The organism is Brevibacillus sp. BC25 (assembly GCF_000282075.1).
In the GTDB taxonomy this organism is placed as follows: domain Bacteria; phylum Bacillota; class Bacilli; order Brevibacillales; family Brevibacillaceae; genus Brevibacillus.
Window position 1 is genome coordinate 1 of sequence record NZ_AKIX01000124.1, and the last position, 17,531, is coordinate 17,531.

18 protein-coding genes and 1 other RNA gene are annotated in these 17,531 nt (G+C 45.4%); 8 read left to right on the plus strand and 11 right to left on the minus strand.

Annotated features, from left to right (window positions below; translation table 11 throughout):
- Window positions 1-443: 443 nt before the first annotated feature.
- Window positions 444-1,481, minus strand: coding sequence for an iron ABC transporter permease (locus PMI05_RS26920; protein WP_007728779.1), 1,038 nt, complete (start codon window positions 1,479-1,481; stop codon window positions 444-446).
- On the minus strand, window positions 1,481-2,488 hold the full coding sequence (locus tag PMI05_RS26925) for an iron ABC transporter permease (protein WP_007728781.1): 1,008 nt from the start codon (window positions 2,486-2,488) through the stop codon (window positions 1,481-1,483). Before PMI05_RS26925 ends, PMI05_RS26920 begins: the two co-directional genes overlap by 1 nt.
- Before the next feature lie 184 nt (window positions 2,489-2,672).
- Here PMI05_RS26925 and PMI05_RS26930 point away from each other — a divergent pair, with 184 nt between their 5' ends.
- Entirely contained in the window at window positions 2,673-3,683 is a 1,011-nt protein-coding gene (locus PMI05_RS26930) for an ABC transporter substrate-binding protein (RefSeq protein ID WP_007728783.1), read from the plus strand.
- Between the two features lie 39 nt (window positions 3,684-3,722).
- On the opposite strand, the gene PMI05_RS26935 is transcribed toward PMI05_RS26930, so the two are convergent.
- The 5 genes from PMI05_RS26935 to PMI05_RS26955 all read right to left on the minus strand — a co-directional run bounded on the left by PMI05_RS26935 (window position 3,723) and on the right by PMI05_RS26955 (window position 7,573).
- Window positions 3,723-4,961 carry a YjgB family protein gene (locus PMI05_RS26935; protein ID WP_007728784.1) on the minus strand — a complete coding sequence of 413 codons (1,239 nt, stop codon included), beginning with the start codon at window positions 4,959-4,961 and terminating at the stop codon, window positions 3,723-3,725.
- Complete coding sequence (locus tag PMI05_RS26940) at window positions 4,951-5,475, minus strand: RNA polymerase sigma factor (RefSeq protein WP_007728785.1); 525 nt, start codon at window positions 5,473-5,475, stop codon at window positions 4,951-4,953. Before PMI05_RS26940 ends, PMI05_RS26935 begins: the two co-directional genes overlap by 11 nt.
- A 106-nt stretch (window positions 5,476-5,581) precedes the next feature.
- Window positions 5,582-6,346, minus strand: coding sequence for an iron export ABC transporter permease subunit FetB (gene fetB / locus PMI05_RS26945; protein WP_007728786.1), 765 nt, complete (start codon window positions 6,344-6,346; stop codon window positions 5,582-5,584).
- On the minus strand, window positions 6,343-7,095 hold the full coding sequence (locus tag PMI05_RS26950; protein ID WP_007728787.1) for an ATP-binding cassette domain-containing protein: 753 nt from the start codon (window positions 7,093-7,095) through the stop codon (window positions 6,343-6,345). Before PMI05_RS26950 ends, fetB begins: the two co-directional genes overlap by 4 nt.
- Window positions 7,096-7,177: 82 nt before the next feature.
- The gene (locus PMI05_RS26955) at window positions 7,178-7,573 is read right to left on the minus strand and encodes a YqzM family protein (RefSeq protein ID WP_007728788.1); all 396 of its coding nucleotides are present in this window, start codon (window positions 7,571-7,573) and stop codon (window positions 7,178-7,180) included.
- A 281-nt stretch (window positions 7,574-7,854) separates the two neighbouring features.
- On the opposite strand from PMI05_RS26955, the gene secG reads away from it, so the two are divergent.
- The 6 genes from secG to PMI05_RS26980 all read left to right on the plus strand — a co-directional run bounded on the left by secG (window position 7,855) and on the right by PMI05_RS26980 (window position 12,960).
- The gene (gene secG / locus PMI05_RS26960; RefSeq protein ID WP_007728789.1) at window positions 7,855-8,097 is read left to right on the plus strand and encodes a preprotein translocase subunit SecG; all 243 of its coding nucleotides are present in this window, start codon (window positions 7,855-7,857) and stop codon (window positions 8,095-8,097) included.
- Window positions 8,098-8,239: 142 nt separating this feature from the next.
- Window positions 8,240-10,762: a ribonuclease R gene (gene rnr / locus PMI05_RS26965; protein ID WP_007728790.1), complete on the plus strand. Its 2,523-nt coding sequence runs from the start codon at window positions 8,240-8,242 to the stop codon at window positions 10,760-10,762.
- A 148-nt stretch (window positions 10,763-10,910) separates the two neighbouring features.
- The gene (gene smpB, locus PMI05_RS26970; RefSeq protein ID WP_007728791.1) at window positions 10,911-11,384 is read left to right on the plus strand and encodes an SsrA-binding protein SmpB; all 474 of its coding nucleotides are present in this window, start codon (window positions 10,911-10,913) and stop codon (window positions 11,382-11,384) included.
- A 154-nt stretch (window positions 11,385-11,538) separates the two neighbouring features.
- Window positions 11,539-11,894: a transfer-messenger RNA gene (gene ssrA, locus PMI05_RS30425) on the plus strand.
- Window positions 11,895-12,212: 318 nt separating this feature from the next.
- Window positions 12,213-12,773, plus strand: coding sequence for an RNA polymerase sigma factor (locus PMI05_RS26975; RefSeq protein WP_007728792.1), 561 nt, complete (start codon window positions 12,213-12,215; stop codon window positions 12,771-12,773).
- Window positions 12,730-12,960: a helix-turn-helix domain-containing protein gene (locus tag PMI05_RS26980; RefSeq protein WP_007728793.1), complete on the plus strand. Its 231-nt coding sequence runs from the start codon at window positions 12,730-12,732 to the stop codon at window positions 12,958-12,960. Before PMI05_RS26975 ends, PMI05_RS26980 begins: the two co-directional genes overlap by 44 nt.
- Before the next feature lie 52 nt (window positions 12,961-13,012).
- Here the strand turns inward: PMI05_RS26980 and PMI05_RS26985 are convergent, their stop codons facing one another.
- A complete protein-coding gene (locus PMI05_RS26985; RefSeq protein ID WP_007728794.1) occupies window positions 13,013-13,726 on the minus strand; it encodes a hypothetical protein in 714 nt (237 codons plus the stop codon).
- Between the two features lie 77 nt (window positions 13,727-13,803).
- On the opposite strand from PMI05_RS26985, the gene PMI05_RS26990 reads away from it, so the two are divergent.
- Window positions 13,804-14,532 (plus strand): hypothetical protein, encoded by a 729-nt coding sequence (locus PMI05_RS26990; RefSeq protein WP_007728795.1) that lies wholly within the window; start codon window positions 13,804-13,806, stop codon window positions 14,530-14,532.
- 265 nt (window positions 14,533-14,797) lie between these two features.
- On the opposite strand, the gene PMI05_RS26995 is transcribed toward PMI05_RS26990, so the two are convergent.
- The 3 genes from PMI05_RS26995 to PMI05_RS27005 form a co-directional block, all read right to left on the minus strand.
- Window positions 14,798-15,421 carry a DUF2306 domain-containing protein gene (locus PMI05_RS26995; RefSeq protein ID WP_007728797.1) on the minus strand — a complete coding sequence of 208 codons (624 nt, stop codon included), beginning with the start codon at window positions 15,419-15,421 and terminating at the stop codon, window positions 14,798-14,800.
- Window positions 15,376-15,675, minus strand: a complete 300-nt coding sequence (locus PMI05_RS30910) for a DUF6220 domain-containing protein (protein WP_238543365.1) — start codon at window positions 15,673-15,675, stop codon at window positions 15,376-15,378. Before PMI05_RS30910 ends, PMI05_RS26995 begins: the two co-directional genes overlap by 46 nt.
- A 194-nt stretch (window positions 15,676-15,869) precedes the next feature.
- A complete protein-coding gene (locus PMI05_RS27005) occupies window positions 15,870-17,348 on the minus strand; it encodes a hypothetical protein (RefSeq protein ID WP_238543363.1) in 1,479 nt (492 codons plus the stop codon).
- Window positions 17,349-17,531: the final 183 nt, after the last annotated feature.

A 17,531-nucleotide genomic window follows, 5' to 3' on the forward strand; every position in this document is an offset into this window, starting at 1 on the left:
TGTCCGCTCCGAAGGGATTCGCGGGGAAACGCAAAAGTGGTAGCCGCTACGTAGCTAGGGCACGGTTGCGTTTCTTTTGCCCGCGAATGCCTTCTCCGCTCGGTAGGACTCCACAAGTCGCTACGTCTGGAAATATTCTTCTCTGGCGTAACGGAATATGTTCCACATTCTTTTAAGGCTTTTAAAATCGGACTAACATGGAAAGCTCGTAGAGGAAACAGGAGAAAAAAGCGAAGATCTTTGGTACACCGACCGAGACGGAATGCAAAAAGCGAAACACGCTCTTAAGCGTCCACCTCTGAAAAACCTCCTGAAAGAACTACTTTGGACGCGGTTTCGCTTTTTGCATGGAGGCGGGCAGTGAATCCCTCAGCGGGTGGGACAAGAATCTGAGCGTTTTCTCCTGTTTCCTCCCCACCACTACAGCGGGACTAAGTTCTTTCCTAGCGATTTCGGTTTTTATACAGCAAGTAGATGAAAAACGGAGCGCCGATGGCAGAGGTGAATACTCCTACAGGCACTTCGATTGGTGAAAAAGCCATACGTGCAATTAAATCCGCAAGCAATACGATAATGGCACCCAAGAAAGCCGAGAGTGTCATGGCACCGCCAAAGGACGGACCAATTAGTTGCTTGGCAATGTGTGGGGCCAGCAAAGCCACAAAGCTGATATCTCCTCCAACAGAGACGGCTGTTCCCGTCAAAGCTGCGCAAATCATGAGCAGGAGGAAGCGATCCAATTGCAAGGAACTGCCGAGACTCGTCGCCAGATCATCGCCGAGCTGTTGAATGTTCACGCGTCTAGCAAGTAAGCAGGCTACGAGAATCAGTCCGACGACCCACGGCAAAATCATGAATACGTCGTTCCAGGCAACGCCGTAGATGCTTCCTGTCAGCCAGAGCAATGCCTTATTTTGCAGCAAAAACGGACTGAACATGATCAGCATGGTGACAATGGCACCCGCTGCGATCTTGATTCCAACACCGATCATGACGAGACGAAGCGGCGTGACGCCTTTTTTCCAAGAGAGGGCGTACAACAGGAATGTCGTCAATGTTGCTCCCAAAAAAGCGATGGGAGGAAGCCACTTGATACTAGCTGTTTCAAATAAGATCAAGAAGCCGACTGCAAAAACAGACGCTCCACCTGATACCCCAAGAATATCCGGGGATGCCAACGGATTGCGGACGAGGCCCTGCATGATGGCACCGGCGACGGCGAGTGCGGCACCTACCAGAATAGCAATGACGATGCGCGGCAGGCGAAATTGCTCCACAATCAAAGCATTCTCTTCTGAACCTATTCCCAATAGAACTTTTACCACATCGAGCGGGGCGATTTTCATTTCACCCATTCCGAGACTGACAACCGCCACTGAGATGACGATCAGCAAGGCGAGTAGCGAAAACCAGATTGTCTTTTTATGTAGCTGAAACGATGAAAAGCGCTTGCCGATGCGAAGAGACAGGTAGTCTTTCATTATTTATCCAGCCCCTTGCGTGCGACATAGATGAAGAACGGAATCCCGATCAGGGCTGTCATTACTCCAATAGGAACTTCAGCAGGCATTGCGATATAGCGAGCGCCGATGTCTGCTAACAGCAACAAAATGGAACCAAGCAGACCGCTGTACAAAAGCACCCAGCGAGTGTCGATTCCGACGAGATAGCCTGCCAGATGCGGAGTGACCAATCCGACAAAACCAATGGGTCCCGCAACCGCAACCGCGCAACCGGATAAGAGAACAATGACGATTCCAACACTGAATTTGACCAATAATGTGCGTTGTCCGAGACCTTTTGCTACGTCATCACCCATTAGTAACGTTTGAATCGGGCGTGCGAGGACAAAAGCAGCGATCCAGGCAATGATCATATAAGGAAAGACAGTGGCTAAATACTCTAGTTTTCTGCCTCCAACGGAACCCGCCAGCCAGAAAAGCACCTCATCAGTAGCCTTTTCATTCAGGACCATCATGCCGTGTCGGATCGAGGAAGCCAAAGCGGTGATAGCTGCACCCGCTAGAACCAGCTTCACAGGCGAAAGCCCATCTCTGCCGAATGAACCGAGCAAGTAGACGATCAAACCTGCTACAGCGGCTCCTAAAAAGGAAATCCACGTAAACTGGGTCAAGGAGCTGATCCCGACAAATGTAACGGCGAACACAACAAAAAGAGAAGCACCTGCATTAAGACCGAACAATTCAACGTCTGCAACAGGGTTTCTCGTCAAGGATTGGAGCAGAGTTCCTGCCAAGCCGAGGCAGAAACCGACTGTAAGTGCATTGAGCACACGCGGTACTCGCACTTCTTTAATGACGATGTGTTCATTGGAGCCGTTGAAATTCGTGTAGGCATCAATCGCAGTTTGCCAACTCGTGTCAATGACGCCAAAGATGAGGCTGGCATAACTGAGGTAAGTAAGTATGAGGAGGGCGAATACCACTCCCAGAATTTTACGAAAGTTGCTAGCTAAAAAAGAATTCATGATGGCTACATCCTTATTTCTTAGATGGTTTCATAGTTAAGTGTAGAGCTACATAAAGGAAGTGTCAATGACGTTGATAGTCATTATCATTTTATGATTGACTTTTGACAAGCAGGGGAGTAGGATAGACTCTGTCATTGATATGAATTCTCATCATAGAAAAGGGGAAAGGGGTCCTTTCATCATGTTTTCTCGTACATATCGGACCGCAGGCGGTAAAGCTTTCTTTGCTGTCTTAATGGCGCTCTTGCTGGTTGTTACAGGTTGTGGTACTCCGCAAGCTAGTGAACAAAAGCCGGCAGAACAAAAGCCTGCTGATCAAGCAACAGGCAATTCGGAGGGTTCCGGCCAAAGCTACACAGTGAAACACGCGATGGGCGAAACGACCATCAAAGGTACACCAGAACGCATCGTCATGTTGACCAACCAAGGTACTGAAACTCTGATGGCTCTTGGTGTGAAGCCAGTAGGGGCTGTAGGTTCTGCTCAAGATCCAACACAATTCTACGATTTCACCAAGTCTTTCCTTGAGGGTACAAAATCCGTTGGTACAGAAGGACAACCTAACCTGGAAGCAATCGCGGCTCTGAAACCTGACCTGATTCTAGGTATGAAATTCCGTCATGAAAAAATTTATCAACAATTAACTGCAATCGCTCCAACCGTATTCGTGGAAGAGCCACGCGGTGACTGGAAAGAAAACTTCTCCTTGTTCGCAGAAGCAGTAAACAAAAAGGCTGAGGGTGAAAAAGTCCTCGCTGATTGGAACAAGCGCGTAGAAGAGTTTAAAGCAAAAGCGGGCGACAAGCTGAACACAAAAGTTTCCGTTGTACGCTTCATGCCTGGTAAAGTTCGCATCTACTACAAAAACACCTTCACTGGCGCGATTTTCAAAGACCTTGGCCTGGCTCGTCCAGCTGCCCAAGACAAAGAAGAATTCGCAGCAGAAGTAACCAAAGAGCGCATTCCAGAAATGGACGGCGACATCATGTTCTACTTCACGTACGAAACAGGCAAAGGCGAGGCTTCCAAGCTGGAGCAAGAGTGGACGAACGATTCCCTTTGGAAAAACCTGAACGTCGTGAAAGCGGGCAAAGCATTCAAAGTGGATGACACCATCTGGAATACTTCCGGTGGCGTAATCGCAGCCAATAAAGTACTGGATGAGCTGGAAGGCTACATCATCGGTAAATAATGAGAAAAGACGGGACTGATGCTCCCGTCTTTTTTGTTGTTATCCGGCCATGTTATTGAATGTTCCTCGTGGGTAGTAAATGTTTACGTGATCGATGTAGATAGTCTTTGGATCATCGGTCATGATGCCTGAGAAAATGAATTTCAATTCGTAATCAGGGGTTACCTTGTAGGTGTAGATGGTTTGGCCGCCCGTTGTGGTTTTGTTTGTTGGCTCCCCAAGTGTTTCACGCACCTCGGCAAGTGTGATTGCTTGCAGACGTGGGTCATAGGAACGAATATCAACGATCTGCATTCCTTTGTTAAAGGCGAAGACTAGATTGAGATCCCGGTACGTATTGTACGTGATGCCATTAATGAAGGAGACGACATCCGGTTTGCCCAGCTGTTTTTCTGCGTCATCGAATACATCCTTTTCCAAACGATACTGACTGCCAAAGATTTGGCCTTTCCCGGCGAGATCACGTACGCTTTGCAACAACTCGGCATTGTCCCCATAAAGCATGAGATTTTTATTTCCTTGCGGGTAATACAGATGGTATTCAACAAGAATCAGGTCTTCCTTGCTCGTGCTTTTTGTTCCTTGGAAGATCAGCTTGACCTGATATTTGCTCGTCACATCATAGGTATAAATCGTATGATCGCCAAACTCGCTGATACGCCCTGGCTTTCCCCAGTTCTTTTCGACGGCAGACAGGCTAATTTGCTGCAAACGTGAATCTGTCCTGTGCATGTCTACGAGCTGCATGCCTTTGTTGTAACCAAACACGACTTCTTTTTTCGGGTAGGCGGAGTAGATCAGTCCATTTGCTGTGTAGGTTTTCTCAGGCTTTCCCCAGCCCTTTTCTACGTCATCTACCGTTTTTTCCAGAACGAAAGGAAGGGAGATGACTCTGCCTTCTTTAGCATTTGAGCGAATTTGTGCCAAGAGCTCCTCTGACTGCGGAATAGGCTGTGTTGTTACGCTGTTGTTTTGACCTGGTCCCGGAGAAGCGGTAGGAGAGCCAGGAGCAATAGGCGCACCAGTGTCTGGCATTGTACTCTGTTGTTGATTCGTAAGGAGTGAGGCTCCGAGCCAGACGGTCACAGCAAGTACGGAGCAGAGGGCCAATCCCTTGCCAAGTGCAGAGAAACCACGAATAGAAGCAGTCCCTCCAGATTTACTCACATTTGTTTGGCGAATAGCAGAAACGATCTCGTGATTTTTTTCTCCACTCATTTTCATATCCGGCATCCCTTTCAATTTAGCTAGTAAGTCATGGTCTGAATTAGATCGCATCGCCAATCATCTCCTTTTTCTCACGCTCAAGTATTTCCCTGACGGCTTTCATGGCGCGGTGCAGTGTCACGTTTACTTTGTTTTCGGACCACCCAAGTATTTCAGCCGTCTCCTTGGAGGACAGTCCCTTGACTCCACGCAAAATGAGCACCTCGCGAAAAGCGGGTTTTACTTCACGGATTGCATGGTAAAGTGCTTGTTGCTCCTCATGTACATGCAGAATTTCTTCCGGTGTTTTCTCTTCCGCCTCTACGTTCGCCAGCCATTTATCTGGCAGCCAATTACGAAGACGTTGCTTTCGTTTATGATCGATGGCGGTATTCCTCGCGATCGTCAACAGCCATGTTTTCGGTTGTGATCTGCCCTCGAATGCATCCAGAGACCGAAGCGCTTTTAAAAAGACATCCTGAACGAGGTCTTCTACATCGCGAGTTCCTGTGTAGTAAATAAGAAATTTGTAAATATCATCGCCATAGCGGAGGAACCATTGCTCCATTAAACCGTTTTTGTCCATAGCTGAACCACCTTTTGTACGTTCTACTTGTAATTTGACGACTCAGGGTGCATTTCATTACAAAAACAAAAAAACTGCCGGAAGCTGTATCCGACAGTGTGTGTATTTAAGAGTGGAGCATGGAGTCACGCGTAAACCAGAGCTGATAACTGAGCATGCTGATCAGAACCGCCGAAATGGCCGCAGAGGAGCTGAAGCTGAGCATAATGAGGATTTGATAGCGTACGGCCTCGATGGGACTGGCACCCGCGACGATCATTCCGGTCATCATCCCTGGCAATTGGACGAGTCCGATTGTTTTCATCGTGTCAAAGGTAGGAATCATGCTCGCTTTGACCGCGCGCTTCAACACTACATGCACGGCTTGGCGTGTAGTGGCTCCCAGACAAAGCAGTGTTTCGATTTCTCCACGAGAGGCTTCTACTTCTCTGTTCATATGCGTGAGAAAAAGGCTCGTGACGATCATGGAACTGCCAATAATCATGCCGCTCATCGGAATGAGGTACTGCGGCGTAGGAGAGACAAGCCCGAGTACAACCAACAGTCCCATGGTGATGATCTCTGTTATCGCAAGTGAAAGGGAGATCCGCCAAAAGATCCCCGATAAATGCTTCGCTCTGCTGGCAGCGTTCCACGAAGCGACCAAGATCATCATGAGAATGATCAATAAAATAAACCAGACACTATCGGCAGCAAAGACAAAATGTAGGACGTAGCCGATCGCGAGCAATTGAACGGTAGAGCGGATAGTGCCAATCAAAATGTCTTTTTCCAAACCGAGCTTCTGCCAAACGGAGAGCAGAAGGGCGATGAAAACAAAGGCATAGGCAAAGAGTAGCCACATGTATGAAAACGTAAACGTATGCGTCATCGCTGTACCTCACTTAGGGCAGCATAGACATTTCCATCTTGCAAAAATTCACGAGCTTCAACGGATTGGGGAGAGTGGAAAAACGCTTCACATTCAGCGTCTTCTGCGAGCTGGTGGTTAGCCATAAACCAAATGCGCTTGCAAGCGATTCGCGCTTCTTCTAAATCATGTGTGACCCAAAGTAAGGTCGTACCCGTTTGGCGGTGCAAATCGACGAGGAGCCGCTCAGCAGCCTTTTTGCTTTTCGTATCGAGTGAAGCGGTGACCTCATCCAGCAGCAGGACAGGTGGCTGAAGCATCAGGCTGCGAACGAGAGCGAGCCGTTGCTTTTCTCCGCCAGACAGTTGAGCGGCTGGTTTTGACCAATCGATCTCTTCCATATATAACTGCTCCATCAAGTCAGAAGCGAGCTTCTTATCAAAAGGACGCTGATGCAGGCTGCTCACTGTCCGTAGGTTGTCTTCCACGTTGCCGGGCAGCATAACGGCTTGCTGTGCCACATAACTGATTTTCATTCGCCAAGCTCTCGCGTCCCACAGTGACATTTCTTTATTCTCCAAGAAAACCGTACCGGCGTCAGGTTGTAGAAGACGGCCCAAAATACGAAGCAAGGTGCTTTTTCCCTGACCTGATTTTCCCAGAATTCCAATAATCGTAGGTTCATTAATACTAGCATTTACGTCACGGAACAACCATGTACTCGTGGGAGAGTGAATTTGTTTCCCTAAAGCTTCAATCTTGATGGTCATATGTAAAAGCCTCCCCATTAACGCGGAAAACACCGAAGAGGACGAGTCTTCGGTGTTTCTTTCTTACAGGCTATCTATGTACTTATTTTTTCTCCGACAGCCACTGTGAAACCGCTTGAATTTCTGGTTGTTTCTTCAGCATTCCAGGAGGCATGCCGCCCTTACCGTCTTTGATGATTTTAGCAATGTCGTCAGCGCTGAGCGTTGCTCCAATTTTCGTCAGGTTTGGACCTGCAATGCCTTCGAGATTTTGACCGTGACAGGAAGCGCAATTTTGTTTAAATACAGCAGCAGCGTCAATTTGTGCAGTTGGTGCGCCGCCACCATTTGCCTCTTCCCCATGTTTTGGTGGAAAAATAATTGATCCTACAAGTGCAATGAGAAAAACTAGAAACAAGATACCAAACGAAGTGAAAAAGGCCTTCGCGGAATCAATTACATCGTTTTGATTCATGTCTTTTTTGTTGGACCCAGCCATCTGACAAAGACCTCCCAAAGCAAATTATAAAGTTTCATGGTAATTTTACGGCAAAAGTTTGACAATATCAAGGCGACTACCAAACAAGACAAAGAAAGTACACAATTTGCCATTTTTTCGTAAAAACACGTTGCTCTTATTCTACCTTATAAGGGTCAATATTATTTGAAAGAATTTCTCTTATAATGGAAGGGATAGCGGGTTGCTGTTACCAGACAAGTGTGATAAAGTTGTTGTATTGGTTTTTTCCGCCTTGGAAATACGTTTTGAGGTGAATGAAAATGGCATTGGCTGCGAAAATTTTACTTGTGATCGCAAGTATTGGCTTAATTATCGTCGTGTTGCTGCAATCGGGAAAAAGTGCCGGCCTTTCCGGAGCGATTGGTGGCGGCGCAGAGCAACTGATGGGCAAACAAAAAGCCCGCGGGATTGACGCACTTTTAGGGAAACTGACCGTTGTATTTGCGGTTGGCTTCATGATTTTTGCGATTTTGCTCGGGTATTTCTTGAAATCAGGAGCGTAATAGACGAATGGCCGAAAGACAGCGAGTGCAACTTGCTGTCTTTTTCTCTATTCCGATTGCGATATGCAGGAACGGTGAATACTACATAATAGGATGGTCATGGAGAAACGCGGGAATGCCACGCGAAAAAGGAGGTTTGTAAATGGAAGACCAAGAAAAAATACTCGCGTTTATGCGAGAGCAAGCATACCACCCGATGACGGTGAGGGAACTGGAAGAAGCGTTTGAAATTAAGGATTCTGCCACGTTTAAGGAGCTTGTGAAAACCCTGAATGCACTGGAAGCGAGCGGAGAGGTAATCCGCACCAGAGCGAATCGGTATGGCGTGCCTGAGAAAATGAATCTGGTACGTGGACGCCTGCAAAGTCACCCGAAGGGCTTCGGATTTGTGATCCCGGAGACACCTGACACGGATGACGTATACGTACATGCGAATGATATGAATGGAGCCCTCCATGGCGATACGGTTTTTGTCCGCGTGGAAAAAGAAGCAGGCGGCAATCGTCTGGAAGGGCAGATCATTCGCATTGTCGAGCGTGGAATCAAGCAGGTCGTAGGGACATTCAAGGATGAGAGGCATTACGCGTTTGTCATCCCCGACGAAAAGCGAATCGGCAAAGATATTTTCATCCCGAAAGACTCCTTCAACGGAGCAGTAGATGGTCACAAGGTAGTCGTGAGCATCGTTCGCTATCCAGAGGGGCGTGTGAATCCAGAGGGTGAAGTCGTCGAGATTCTCGGACATAAGAACGATCCGGGCGTCGATATTCTGTCGATCATCCGCAAGTTTAACTTGCCTGAGGCTTTTCCTGAGGACGTATTAGCTGAGGCTGAGGCAGCACCAGATGAGATATCCGAGGAAGAGATCAAGGGTCGTCGTGACTTGCGTGATCGGATGATGGTCACCATTGATGGAGCAGATGCCAAAGACTTGGATGATGCTGTGTCTCTTGAAAAGCTGCCAAATGGAAACGTAAGACTCGGCGTGCATATCGCTGACGTGAGCTATTACGTTCGCGATAAATCCCAGCTGGATAATGAGGCGTATCGTCGCGGTACCAGTGTCTACTTGGTTGACCGCGTCATTCCGATGTTGCCACATCGCTTGTCCAACGGAATATGCAGTCTCAATCCGCAGGTGGATCGCTTGACGATTTCTTGTGATATGGAGATGGATGCAGGCGGGAACACCGTTAAGTACGATATATTTTTGAGTGTGATTCGTACAGATGAGCGCATGACGTATGCGGATGTACGAAGTATTTTGGACGAAAAGGACGAAGCGCTGATCGAGAAGTACAGCCAGCTCGTCCCGATGTTCGAGGAAATGAAAAACCTAGCCCTGACGCTACGTAAGAAACGGATGCAGCGTGGTGCCATTGACTTTGACTTCCGCGAAGCGAAAATTTATGTGGATGAAGAGGGAACCCCTACGGAAATCGGCTTCCGTACGAGATCGATTGCGGAGCAGATCATCGAGGAGTTCATGCTCGCAGCCAACGAGACGGTGGCAGAGCACTTCCACTGGATGAAGCAGCCGTTCATGTACCGGATTCACGAAGACCCGAACGCTGAAAAGCTCATGGCCTTTATGGAGTTCATCACGAATTTTGGCTACTCGATCCGCGGGAAGGGCAATTCTGTTCATCCTCGTGCGTTGCAGCAGTTGCTGGAAGAGGTAAAAGGAACGCCGGAAGAAATTATTATCAGCACCGTCATGCTGCGTTCGATGAAGCAAGCGCGCTACGACGCGGAAAGTCTGGGGCATTACGGCTTGTCTACGGAGTTTTATACCCATTTTACTTCGCCGATTCGCCGTTATCCCGACCTGATCGTACACCGCCGTATTCGCGAATGGATCGAGCTAGGGAATCAAATATCAGAAAAACGTCTAGGGTACTGGGCAGAGCAAATGCCAGTAATCGCAGAGCATGCGTCACAGCGCGAACGGTTGGCTGTCGATGCTGAGCGTGAAACAGACGATCTGAAAAAAGCGGAGTTCATGCTTGAGCGAGTGGGAGAAGAATTCGAAGGGGTCATCTCCAGCGTCACTTCGTTTGGGATTTTCGTCGAGCTCCCTAACACGATTGAAGGCTTGGTGCACGTCAGCTTTTTGACCGACGACTACTATCATTACCATGAGAAAATGTTTGCGCTGGTCGGTGAGCGTACAGGCAAGCAGTATCGGATCGGGGATGTCGTCGAGGTACGTGTAGCGAATGTCAACGTGGATGAACGCACCATCGACTTCGAAATCGTCGGGATGCCAAAGGCTGGCTTCCGTGGTAGCCGTGAGCGTACGCCTCGCGTAATAGATGGGCGCGGTGGGGATCGTAAGCCGACACGTGGCAAGCAACAAGATCGTTCACGTACAGGCCGTCCGGAGCGCCCAGAGCGTCCAGGCAGACCAGATCGTCAAAAGGATAAAAAGCATCCGGCGGAAGTCCGTCAGAAATACAAGGATCGCCGCAAAGCAGAGGGGAACAAACCTCCTCGTCGTGCTGGAGCGGGAAAAGCATCGAGCGGTGAAGAAGTGCTGCCAATTGGTACAGGAGAAGGGGATACCCCAACGAAACGCCAGAAGGGATTCTGGGAAGATCTCGTCAAGTCCAAGAAAAAGAATCGCAAAAATGTAGCCAGTCAGGTGAAACGGAAACGCCGTTAAACAGTTGTTTAAACCCCGAAAAGTACTCGGAACGATCCGGTTCCCTTTTCGGGGATCGCTATTTACCGGGTAAATGACTTGCCACAATGGGCAAAATTTGCTAGACTAACTGGTACGAAACGCAGTACGTACAAGTGAGGTGATCTCCATGTCAAAAGAGAAGGCCGGAACCAAGACAATCGCCCAAAACCGAAAAGCGCGCCACGATTACCACATCGAGCAAGTATACGAGGCAGGCATTGAGCTGACCGGTACGGAGATCAAGTCCGTGCGTGCGGCGCGTGTCCAGCTCAAGGACAGCTTCGCCCGTGTACACGATGGCGAATTGCTTCTGTACAATGTGCACATCAGTCCGTACGAGCAGGGAAATCGTTTTAACCATGAGCCAGAACGTACTCGCAAGCTGCTGATGCGCCGCTTGGAAATCCTCAAGCTCAATGGTCTGATTCGCGAAAGAGGGTACTCACTAGTCCCGCTCAGTATTTATTTGAAGGGCGGCTGGGCCAAGGTCGAGCTCGCACTTGTCAAAGGGAAAAAGAACTACGACAAGCGTGAAGACCTCAAGAAAAAAGAGTCTGCACGTGATATCGAGCGTGCTCTGCGCGAACGCCAGAAGGTTTGATTGGGTTGCACTGGCAGGCTTGGTAGCAATCAACGTTGAGTTTTGGTTGTCGCCTGTGCTATATTTAATAAGCAACAACAAGCCAATACACTGTTCAATATAGTCTAGGTGCGGATTTAATGGCTCTTCACCTAGACTTTTTCTCACCTACCTTGGGGGCGTTCTGGATTCGACGGGGATGGTAGAGCATGAGAAGCGAGCCGGGGGGCTGCGGACCTCGTCAACAACGCGGAACGCCATTAACTGGCAACAAACAACTTTCTCTCGCTGCTTAATAACCAGTGAGGCGCTACCATTCCATCGCCCATGTGGTATGACTAGCGCTCAACTTTAGTGGGATACGCCGGAGGCTTCCGCCTGGAGCCGAAGGAAGAAGATCAATCAGGCTAGGTAACGGGTCAGCGCGTCACTCCGCGAATCCGGTACCGAAATTTAAATGAGTGACTGCGCTCGGAGATGCTCATGTATCGCTGTTTTCGGACGGGGGTTCGAATCCCCCCGCCTCCACCAAATACATAAAGTGAAGCCACCTTGATGAAGGTGGCTTTTTTTATTTTCTTGGACAAAAGCAAAAACATAAAATTACAAAAGTTTACACTTTCGGAGTTTTAAGTAAACAAAGCGATATGTTAGTAAAATAAAAAATGACAAGAAAGAAGCTAATCAGTTGGATCCGCGTTAGCTGCATTCATTAGAATATATCACTAATGGCCTGTTCTAACTTAATATGGAACAAAAAGGGAATGTGTGTTCTTGTTTGTTTTATGGGAATAGATTAATACATCATGAAAAAGCCTCAATTTCCCTCTGAAAAGGAGGCTTTGAATTTTGGAAATAGACCTGTTAAGAGACGACGCTATTCGAAATAATAAAGTCATCAAGTCGTTTCTGGAAGTACCTGAAAACCAAAAATTGTATAAAGAGTTAATGGAATCAAAGCATAATAAGGATGTATTGAAAGAGCTCAATAAACAGTTTGTTAACTTTTTCTTGGAGATCAGACTTCTAAAATACATTTCGACTATCATTAATAATTCCATAATAGAGTTGGATTTACAAAGTAGAAAAAAAGAACAAGCACTTGTTCCGTATGATGAAGGCTTACACGAAAAACATTGTTCCCCTACAACCGTCGACATAAGTACAGTTTTCGATGAGGAAACAACTATTGAATGTCTCAAATCACTTACTGAGAAAGAAAAAAGCATCATCTATCTCATTTTTTATAAGGGGCTTAGAGAAGCAGAGATCGCACAACACTTAAATATCTCTCAACAAGCAGTTTCAAAGAGAAAACGTAGGGCACTACAAAAGATCAGGGATTCAATTGGAAGGGGGAATGGGGATGAAATTACTTCCTCTGGTAACTCGTGCACAAGGGAACGATGATAATGCGTTGATAGAAATTTTCAAGATGTTTGAGCCAAAAATTCAGAAGTCACTTAGAGTAATTAAAAGACATGATATGAAAGAGGATTATAAACAAGAAGTTTATTTGCGAATCATTAAAGCAGTCAGAAAGTACGATTTAGAAAATGTTCCAGATTTTATTCAATACATCACAAGTAAGAAATAGAAGAATAAAGAAAAAGGCTTAAGGCTTCCTAACTTAGGAAGCCTTTTTAAAGTCACCTAATACTTAATGTAACTTCTTTCGTTTTATTCTCTTTTTGCTGCCATTGCTTAAGTGTTTCAAACGAATAGTCGGTCAGATCTGGTATGGTTATCTTTAATGTTGTGTCATTCTCCCATTTGATCGAAAGTATTGGGATACTAAAATCTGTAGATGTTAACTTATTGACAATATCGCTAGCGTCATTAAGCTCGGCTAGCGTTAAGGATTCTGTGTTTATGACCATTACACTATTTCGGACAACATCTGTACCTTCATTTTTTCCAAGTAAGATAGCGAGATTCTTTTCATTTGGAGAAAAAGCATGGTCAGAGAAGATACTTCCAGAGTGCAAAGGGACAGATTTAATCTCATCGTTCTTAATCTGAACTAATGTATGGTTGCAAAGTTTTGTACCACAGCTGTATTGAAAATCACCGTATATAATCCCGGAATTTGAAGTGAAGGCTGTAGCCTGTATTCGTTTTATCTCAGTTTCTCGATCACTTTGATCGAATTGTTCAAGGTATTTATTAATGGAGTCAACCTTTTGAAGCGGGATTGAGTATTCTTTTGAATCTAATGAAAAAGTTAATCGTTCTGCTTCTTTCTGCGCGTTTTGTAGCTGAGTATCATTGGAGCTAGAAGAAGTTTTGAGTGACGAATCACCACAACCAACTGTAAGCACAGTCATGGATAACGCAAAAATTAAACCAAATATTTTTTTCATATTTTTCTCCTTTTAGGTTGTATTATTGATTGTTTTCTCCTCTTTTATATATGACAAATCAAAAGGAGGAATTAAACATGGCAATTTCAAAATCGCTTAAGAAAAAATTGTTAAAAAGCACAGGCTTCTTTGAAGGGAACGACGGGTTCTCTAACCTTGCAGGGAACTTTGATGGCATGGGTTTATCTTTTGGTATTATTCAGTACAACTTTGGTAAAGGGACTTTGCAGCCGGTCTTGAAAGACTATATCCGGGATAACGAATCAGAATTTAAAAGTATTTTTGGTACCAGTAAGGCAGCCACATTGAAGAAAGTTGTTTTTGACTACAGCAAGAATCAACAGGTAAGCTGGGGCGATAGCATTACTGAGTCTCGAAAATCTGGTAAGGTTAAAGCCGAATGGCGTGAACCATTTCAAGAAATGGGAACAAAATCCAATATGCAAGATATTCAAATCGAGCGTGCGCAAGATTACTTTGATCGGGCAGAATCGCTAGCAAACAAATTTGGAATCATAAGCACGCAAGGTCTCGCATTTCTTTTTGATCACGTAGTGCAATCTTGGAACTTTGAAGGCTCCCATTCTAAAATCGAGCGAGAGATTGATGATTTGGACCGTGAATATCAAAAGAACGAGAGCGGAGCAAGGTTGCCTGATGAAGACCGTCTAAGTGTACTTCTTGATTATGTAAGATCAGGTGATGAGACTGACCGCCGCCGTGCTATTAAAAACGGAAGAGGCAAAGTGCATGGTAAACAATATGACGTAGATGATTATGGCCTATCGTATAACGATGAGTTCTAGAAAAATCCAGGGTTAATCCCTGGATTTTTTGTCGTAATTGATTTACGTGACATTTTGTTCCTGCTCATCTGCTATTTTTTCTATGTCCTCTCAGACTGCGTATATCCATCCAGGTTTGAATTTGGCCCCCGAAGTCAGATAGGACCACTTGCAAATGTCTTCACCGACTTTATTTTTATGTTTTAAACCAAATTATACCAATTGTATTGCAAGATACAACAATGAAAGTAAGCAAAATAAAGTTTACAATTGCATGTTCCTAAGCCTATTTCCTCAATATAGCCCACTCCACAACAACAAAATTAAGAATAAGCCCAGCCCAAATGTTTACATTCAATACCTCTCCAATGACGGTTTCTATACCTTGCGGAAGCGAAAAACCGTGTAGAATAAAGTACAGAAGGAGTAACACTGACACCAATAGACGCGCGCTTACAGCAACTAATGTCATTCCAAAACTGCGAATCATCCATTTTCGATGTTCCTCATATTGCCTGTTGATTGCGGTACGATACCCTTTCCAGCAAGTGAACAGCCAAGCCAAAGATAAGATCAGGAAGCTTATTGCCTTCATGAAATTTTCTGCATAAAAGATACTCCCTAAAGAGAGAAGTCCGCAGATAAACACACTATACACATAAACTCTCCCAAGAAAACGATGTATCCTTGGTTTCTGTAGGCGAATTCGGTCGACAAACTGGAAAAAACCAGTGAGAAGAGCAATGAAAGCAGACACGATATGAGCAACTAATAAAGGATACTGAGCAGTGCCGGGAATAATCGTTATTCGACTGTTTGTAGGATCTAATGTTAAATAGGGATACATAAATGGAAGGATAACCACTAGAGATACAAGAAATAAACCCCACCAAATTTTAGGGAGTTCCATGCCTTCTTCCCCCCTAGATTATGAGCTTGTTTTACGGTGGAGAGAGATCCCCAGAAGAGAAATAAGGCAATGACCGGGTGAAGTGCAGAGAGGATGGTTCTATGCATTTCCCAATGTTCTCCGTTGACGAACAGCCCAAGACCTGCCAGTGATACTTGAACAATAATGAAAGCAAAAAACACCCATGCGAGGACAATAAACATGTACCTCAATATTTTCACACGAGGAGGGGGAAGTGAAATCTTCTTATTCATCTCAAGCACGCAAAAACCGCTCCCATCTGAATAATTTGTCTTACCCCCATCCTAAGCGCAATTTCAAAACAAAGCCTAAACGATTTCTAAAAAAAGGATAAAATCTGAATGTCATAGCGGCATATGTGTACGTTACATAAAAAAACAAAGACCAACATAGTAAATATCGCCGGTCTTTGACTCATAATCAGCTATTAATTGGGCTCTAACACAAAGTAATAGGGTTTGGAGAGAAGATTGTGCAAATGATCGCGTACTTCCACGTTAGGCAATCGGTTTAATGATTCGTTAATTTCTCGTTTCATGTCGGCGTGCTGGCTTTCATGCTGCTCTTCCGGGCCCACTTTTTGTTTCTCCTCATGAATTACTTTAGCTAAACGCTTTGCTATCTCAAATAGCTCTTGATTGGTCTCATCATAACCAGGTTCATTCGCGTTTGCCAAATATCCGCGCATTTCTGCCAACCGAGACAGGGTATCACGCCAGTTCCATACTTGAATATTTTTTTCTCTTATTTGAGAGCATACCTCAACAAACGGATTTTTCGATAACAAATCCTCTAATGTACTCCATGAATCTGGTCGCATAGATTCTTCGAGTTTTTGCAAACAGTACGCATCAGGAGAGAGTAACTCTACCACTTCACGAAACGCTGGAATCGAATTTCGTTGATAGCTTTTGATTCCCCACAAGCTATGTACTTGCAATGCCGTAGCAAATGACTTGCAGTATGTATCGAGCTCTTCTAATCGTTCTTCATCTAGCTTATGACTAGCAAGAATCCTCGCTTTTACCTCATTATCAGGGATGTTTTCATTCGCTTCGCCTAATTGCATGTTTCTTTTGATGTAAGTGCGAACCGTGTCTTTTGGTATCGATCTATCCTCTTGAGCACCAAGAATTCCAAATCGATAAGAGATAAAATCCTCGAATCCTTTACTACTTCCGAATCCATCATCGATGGCATGCAAGTCTGGTTGTACTTCCATCATTTCAGCTAGCACTTGCTCCTCAAGACCATAAATGCATGCTTCGATATGTGTCCAGTAGCTTCTGCATTCGTCTTCGCTCCCCAGTAAACGTTGATAGACGTCATGGAAGAAGAGGATATGAGCAATTTCGTGGAAGTAATTTTGAAAAGGGAACTTGATGTGATTTCCCTCCAAATACGATCCTGCATTTTGATAGATCCGACCATGCTCTGGTCGGAATAACGTGGGTAGCGTCGAGTGTAAATCTAAGTATAATCCAATCCCTTCATTGTAACTATGTGCCCAAACAGCTAAATAGGTTGGGCTTAACAACAAAGCGATGGAGTGATTGGTAATTTGAACAGGCAAGTTGAAATAGCCGCCGTTTATTTGAGGCTGTAAGCTTAACCAGGTCATCCCAACTGCTAGAGCCTGATATAAAGGAAATTCACCATCCGCAGATGCTTCCCTACAATAACGTTGAAATTGACGTATATCGCTTACAATTCCATGATTCTTAAAACCGTAGTTACCCTCGAATCTCTCAAGTCCCTCAATAAAATCCTCTGGTGATACCGTTAAAAATACGTTAATTCCATCCACCCAAAGATCGGAACCGATCTCTGATTCCAGCCATGCGTCTGCGTCCTCGGCAAGCTCTCTCAACTGATGATATTTTTCCAACAAATGTGCTTGATTCATAAACAGCACCATCCCGTCATGTTTGCTTACTGCCTGGAAAGCGAGAACTCTATGCAAAAAATTCAAGAGCACACGAGGTGCTCTTGAACGATCGATTACTTTTTACATGCAAGTGTCATAATTGGATGAAAAAGCAATTTCATTTCTTGAACGTTTTGATTGTTAGAAAGTTGTGCTTTCACT